Genomic DNA, 5,161 nt, shown 5'->3' with positions numbered 1-5,161 from the left:
GTGTCGGGGCCCCGACACCGGTCCGCTCCCGGCACGGGCACCCCGGCATGGACCGGAACCCGCGCCGACGCCTATTCCCGCCTTCGAAGCGTCCCTTCCCACACCGATCGGGCGGCGCCCGTTTGCTCGGGGGCGGCTAGCCTCATGGCACCATGGCCGACTCTCGAATGCCCCGCGCCGCCGTCCGACGGCTGCTGCCGCAGCCCGACGCCCCGCTCCCCCAGCCGCCCGTCGGCACGTCACCGGGGAGACTGCTGCGCTGGCTGCTGCGCCGTGCCGCCGCACCGCTGGCAGTCGCCACCGCGGCGGCGATCGTCTCCAGCATTATCCAGGCGATCGTGCCGTCCTTCCTCGGCGCCGCCCTGGACGCGGGCATCGAGCATGGCCTGAACCCGCGCGTGTGGGCGATTGCGCTGACCCTGCTGGGGCTGTTCGTGGTCTACGCGGTGGGCGACACCCTGCTGTCCTACTTCCGTGTGCACGGGTGGATGCGAATCAACTTCGACATCACGCGTCTGGTGGGGCGGCAGGTGTCCACCACCGGCGCCGACTTGCCCCGGCAGGTCTCCTCCGGGGAGGTCGCCTCAATCGTCGCCTCGGACGCCCAGTACATCGGAAACTTCGCCGAGCGGCTGCCGGAGCTGATCGGGTCCGCCTGCGCCTTCCTGGTGGTGGCGGTGGTCATGCTGAGCACGTCGGTGCGGCTCGGAGTGATCGTGCTGGTGGGGATGCCGCTGGTGGCCTGGGCGATCACCCCGGTAATCCGGCCGTTGCAACGTCGCCAGTCGGTGCAGCGGGAGGCACAGTCGGCACTTACCACCATCACCACCGACACGGTGGCGGGTCTGCGGATTCTGCGCGGGATCGGCGGGGAGGACGTGTTCGCCCACCGCTACCGGGAGGCCTCCCAGGAGCTGCGGCGCCGTGGCGTCGACGTCGCCGGGGCCCAGTCGCTGTTGATGAGCCTGCAGGTGCTGCTGCCGGGACTGTTCGTCGCCGTCGTCGTGTGGGCGGCGGCCCGCATGGCCATCACCGGGGCGATCACGGCCGGTGAACTGGTCACCTTCTACGGCTACACCGCCTACCTGTCCTGGCCACTGATGGTCTTCTCCTACTCGGTGCAGGACTTCACACGCGCCCTGGTGGGCAGTCGGCGCCTGGCGCGCCTGCTCGCGGTTGAACCGGTCGCCGGGGGCGTTGCCGAACGGCTGGTGCTCGATCCGGCCCGCCCGGTGCCGGTCGACGGCGAGCTGGTGGACTCCGCCTCGGGGGTGGTGCTGGCGCCCGGGCGCATGACCGCGCTTGTCGCCGCCGATCCGGATGCCTCCGCCGCGCTGGCCACCCGCCTGGGCCGCTTCGACGACGCGGCTCCGGCCGTCACGCTCGCCGGGCGGGCCCTGACCGACATGCCCTTGGAGCAGGTGCGCGCCTCGATCGTGGTCTCCGGGGCGACGGCGCAGCTGTTCACCGGCACCCTGCGCGAGGCGCTGGACGTGCGCGGCGGGGCGGCACCCGCACCGGTTGACGTTGACACTCTGGTGGCCGCCGAACGAGAGCGGTCCGGGGTCGCCGATGTGGACCAGAACGTGCACGCGGCGGTGACCCGCGCGGACGGCGACGAGCGCCTGCTGGCCGCCCTGGAGGTGGCCGACGCCCACGACGTTCTCTCCTCCCTGGACCTGGGGCTGGCGGGCATGATCACCGAGCGGGGGCGGTCACTGTCCGGCGGGCAACGGCAGCGCGTGGCGTTGGCCCGGGCGCTGCTCACGCAGGCGCCGACGCTGGTACTGATCGAGCCGACCAGCGCTCTGGACTCGCATACGGAGGCCCGGGTGGCGCGGCGGGTACGCGCCGCCCGCACGGGGCGCACCACGATCGTCACCACCGCCTCCCCGCTGGTGCTGGAGGTCTGCGATGAGGTCGTCTTCCTCGACGACGCCGGCCGCGAGCGCCTGCGCGCCCCGCACCGGGAGCTGCTGGCCCGCGCCCGGGCCGGTGACCCCGACGCCGTCGCCTACCGCGCCGTCGTCGCCCGGGCCACGGGGGAGCAACCGCAGGCGGGCGCGACCCAAACCCCGCGGACCCCGCCGTCGGCGCGACCGAACGCCGTCGCCCCCACCGAGGAGGCGACCCGCTGATGGCACTGCCCGTAGCCCCCGGCAAGGTGGCCATGCGCAAGACCTTCGGGATCATGGCCTCCTACCGCATGCGCTTCGTGTGGGTGCTGGTGTTGCAGATCACGGCGGTGCTGGCCACTTTGGTGGCCCCGCAGCTGCTGGGTCGGCTGGTGACTCGCGTGTCCGCGGGCACCGCCACCGTCGACTACGTCGACAAGATCGTCCTGGTGATCGTCTTGGTCACGCTAGTCGGCGCGATTATCAATCGGTTCGCCCAGCTGCGTGCACGCACGCTCGGGGAGTCGGTGTTCGCCGACCTGCGTGAGCGCATGATGACCCGCGTGGTGCACCTGCCCCTGTCCGCCGTCGAGTCCGCGGGGACGGGCGACCTGGTGGGGCGGACCACCAATGACGTCTCCCGCATCGAGTTCCTGGTGCGGGTGGGCGTGCCCCAGATCATGGTGTGTACGGTGACGATCGTGTTCACGATCGCCGCAGCGGCGGTGTCGGATCCGCTGCTGGCGGCGGGGCTGCTGCTGGTGGGCCCTCCGGTGTGGGCGATGATGAGCTGGTACTTGCCGATCTCGGTGCCCGCCTACCGTGCCGGCTCTGCCGCCGATGCGCGAGTCAACGGCGTCGTCTCCGAGACTGTCGACCACGCCTTCACCGTCGACGCCCTGGGGATTGGCCGCCGCCGGGAGGAGGTCATCGCCGCGTCGATCGCGGAGGCCTGGAGCCTGGAGAAGTTCACCGCCTGGCTGCGACTGCGCCTGTACCTGGTGCTGGACGTGGCCTGGCGCGCGCCGGTGGTGGTGATCCTGCTGTGGGGCGGGTTCCTGGCCTCCCGCGGCTGGGCGAGCCTGGGGGCGATCACCACCGTGACCCTGTACGCCATGGAGCTGCGCAAGCCGATCGGCCAGCTGATGTACTGGATCGACCAGGTGCAGGTGTCCCAGGCGTCGCTCACGCGCATCCTGGGGGTGGAGGAGGTGCCCGAGGACCGTACTCCCACCGGGGCCGTGCCCGAGGACACGCGTATGCGTCTGCGCGATGTCCGCTTCTCCTACCGCCGGGGCGTGGAGGTGCTGCACGGCATCGACCTGGATCTGGTGCCCGGGGAGCGGCTCGCCGTCGTCGGCCCGTCGGGCTCTGGCAAGTCGACGCTGGGGCGAATGCTGGCGGGCATCAACCCGCCCACCTCCGGGTCGGTGACGGTGGGCGGTGTGCCGTTGACGGACTTGACGGAGACGGAGCTGCGCCGGCATGTGGCCCTGGTGACACAGGAACAGCACGTGTTCGCTGGCACGATCGCCGACAACGTGCGCCTGGGCCGCCCGGACGCGGACGACGCCACTATTGCCCGCGCGATCACGGCCATCGGCGCGCAGGCGTGGGTGGAGGCGCTACCCGATGGCATGCACACGCGGGTTGGCTCGGGAAACCTGACGCTCACGCCCGCGCAGGCCCAGGAGGTGGCGCTGGCACGATTGGTGCTGCTCGATCCTCATACGCTGATCCTGGACGAGGCGACCTCCCTGCTGGCCCCCCACGCCGCGCGCACCCTGGAGCGGACGCTGTCCACGGCGCTGGCTGGGCGCACGGTGATCGAGGTGGCGCACCGGCTGTACACCGCGCAGGACGCGGACCGGGTGGCCGTCATGCTGGATGGGCGGATCGTGGAGCTGGGTACGCATGACGAACTAGTCGCCCGCGGCGGGGAATACGCGAGCCTGTGGGAGGCCTGGAGCCAGGAGTAGGCCCGCCCTCCACATGGGAAAGCGAGTGCCACGCCGTTGGACCGCTGAGCCCCCGTTGGACCGCTGCGCCCCCGATGGACCGCCGTAGCCGCCGGTTACGGCGGTCCAACCGCGCGTAAGCGGTCCAACCGCGCGTGAGCGGTCCAACCGCGCGTGAGCGGTCCAACCGCGCGTGAGCGGTCCAACCGGGCTGAACCGCATCAGCGCACAGGGCGGATACCAGCTCCAGCAAGGATCTCCAGCAGACCTTGTTCCCTCCAGGCGTCGTCCCAAAGCCAACGTACGACTCGCATGCCGGTAGCGCTCTCAATGTCAAGCTCTCGGCGCCGCTCGGCGAGTAGGACCTCATCCACCGGTCTGCCCGTCAGCTCCCGTCCGTACTTAACCCGACCGTCGAACTCCCCGATCACGCCGTGCTCAGGCCAGATGAAGTCCACCCGTCCAAGCAGCCCGCCGTGCTGATCCCGCACCGGCTCCTGCAAAGCGGGCATGGGTAGGTGATGTTCGATCATCACCGCCCGGCTCAGGCTCTCTCCCGGTGACTCGGCATTCGGATCGGCCACCTCGATCGTCCGGTACAGCCTTGGTCGTCCCCGCGAGCGCTCCGGAGCCGCAGCGGCGATATCCTCCTTCGTCACTCGACCGGCTCTCAGCATGGCGTCAAAGCCGGCCAGTACATCGCGCAGTGGGCGACGACGTCCAAGATCCGCCAAGGTCTGCGCCACCGAGGCCACCGGGACGCCATCGTCCAGCACGGTCTGGAAGCCGTGGCCGGCACGCAGCGTACGAATCCCCGACGACATTCGTCCACCGTCGCGCCCGGGTCGTACCACCTGCACCTGTTGAGGAATCGCTCCTACGAGAGGGATGCCGTGTATCACGGCAGCAGACTCCCTGGCCAGTACGGCACCATCCAGTGCCCCGGTGAGTCGGGCAGCGATCACCTTGACCACGTGTGCCTGCTGCCTACTCAAACTGCTGAACTCACTTCGCCGCACGTAGACACCGCGACGGATACGAATGAGTTCTCCTCCAGAACGCGCGGCTTCTTGAGCGAGGACGTCGCTACGCCGCCCCTGTCCGGCGAGATCCGAAGACAAAATGATCGGAATCGGTGAAGTCCACATGTTTCCACTGTGCACACCGGCAGTGGCGCGCATCCGAAGGCCTGTGAATGCGCCGAGCGGTGCCCTGCGCGAACCCGGCCTGTGGACCTTGGTGAACTTCGGCGACGCGGCCGCCCTCCACATGGGAAAGCGAGTGCCACGCCGTTGGGCCGCTGAGCCC

General features: G+C 70.3%; 3 protein-coding genes. 2 read left to right on the top strand and 1 reads right to left on the bottom strand.

The genetic code is table 11. From position 1 onward, the window contains the following. The first annotated feature begins 152 nt into the window (after nt 1–152). Nucleotides 153–2,138 carry an ABC transporter ATP-binding protein gene (locus tag DRB06_RS12525; RefSeq protein ID WP_258522257.1) on the top strand — a complete coding sequence of 662 codons (1,986 nt, stop codon included), beginning with the start codon at nt 153–155 and terminating at the stop codon, nt 2,136–2,138. Further along, on the top strand, nt 2,138–3,874 hold the full coding sequence (locus DRB06_RS12520) for an ABC transporter ATP-binding protein (protein ID WP_111820127.1): 1,737 nt from the start codon (nt 2,138–2,140) through the stop codon (nt 3,872–3,874). The genes DRB06_RS12525 and DRB06_RS12520 overlap by 1 nt, the downstream gene beginning before the upstream one ends. A 200-nt stretch (nt 3,875–4,074) precedes the next feature. Here DRB06_RS12520 and DRB06_RS12515 read toward each other — a convergent pair whose 3' ends face one another. Continuing rightward, on the bottom strand, nt 4,075–5,001 hold the full coding sequence (locus DRB06_RS12515) for a hypothetical protein (RefSeq protein ID WP_108968891.1): 927 nt from the start codon (nt 4,999–5,001) through the stop codon (nt 4,075–4,077). Between the last annotated feature and the right edge of the window lie 160 nt (nt 5,002–5,161).

It is taken from the genome of Actinomyces sp. Z5 (genome assembly GCF_003287795.1).
Classification (GTDB): Bacteria; Actinomycetota; Actinomycetes; order Actinomycetales; family Actinomycetaceae; genus Actinomyces; species Actinomyces glycerinitolerans.
The sequence above is the reverse complement of the archived record's forward strand: the minus strand, read 5'-3'. Positions and strand labels throughout refer to the sequence as shown.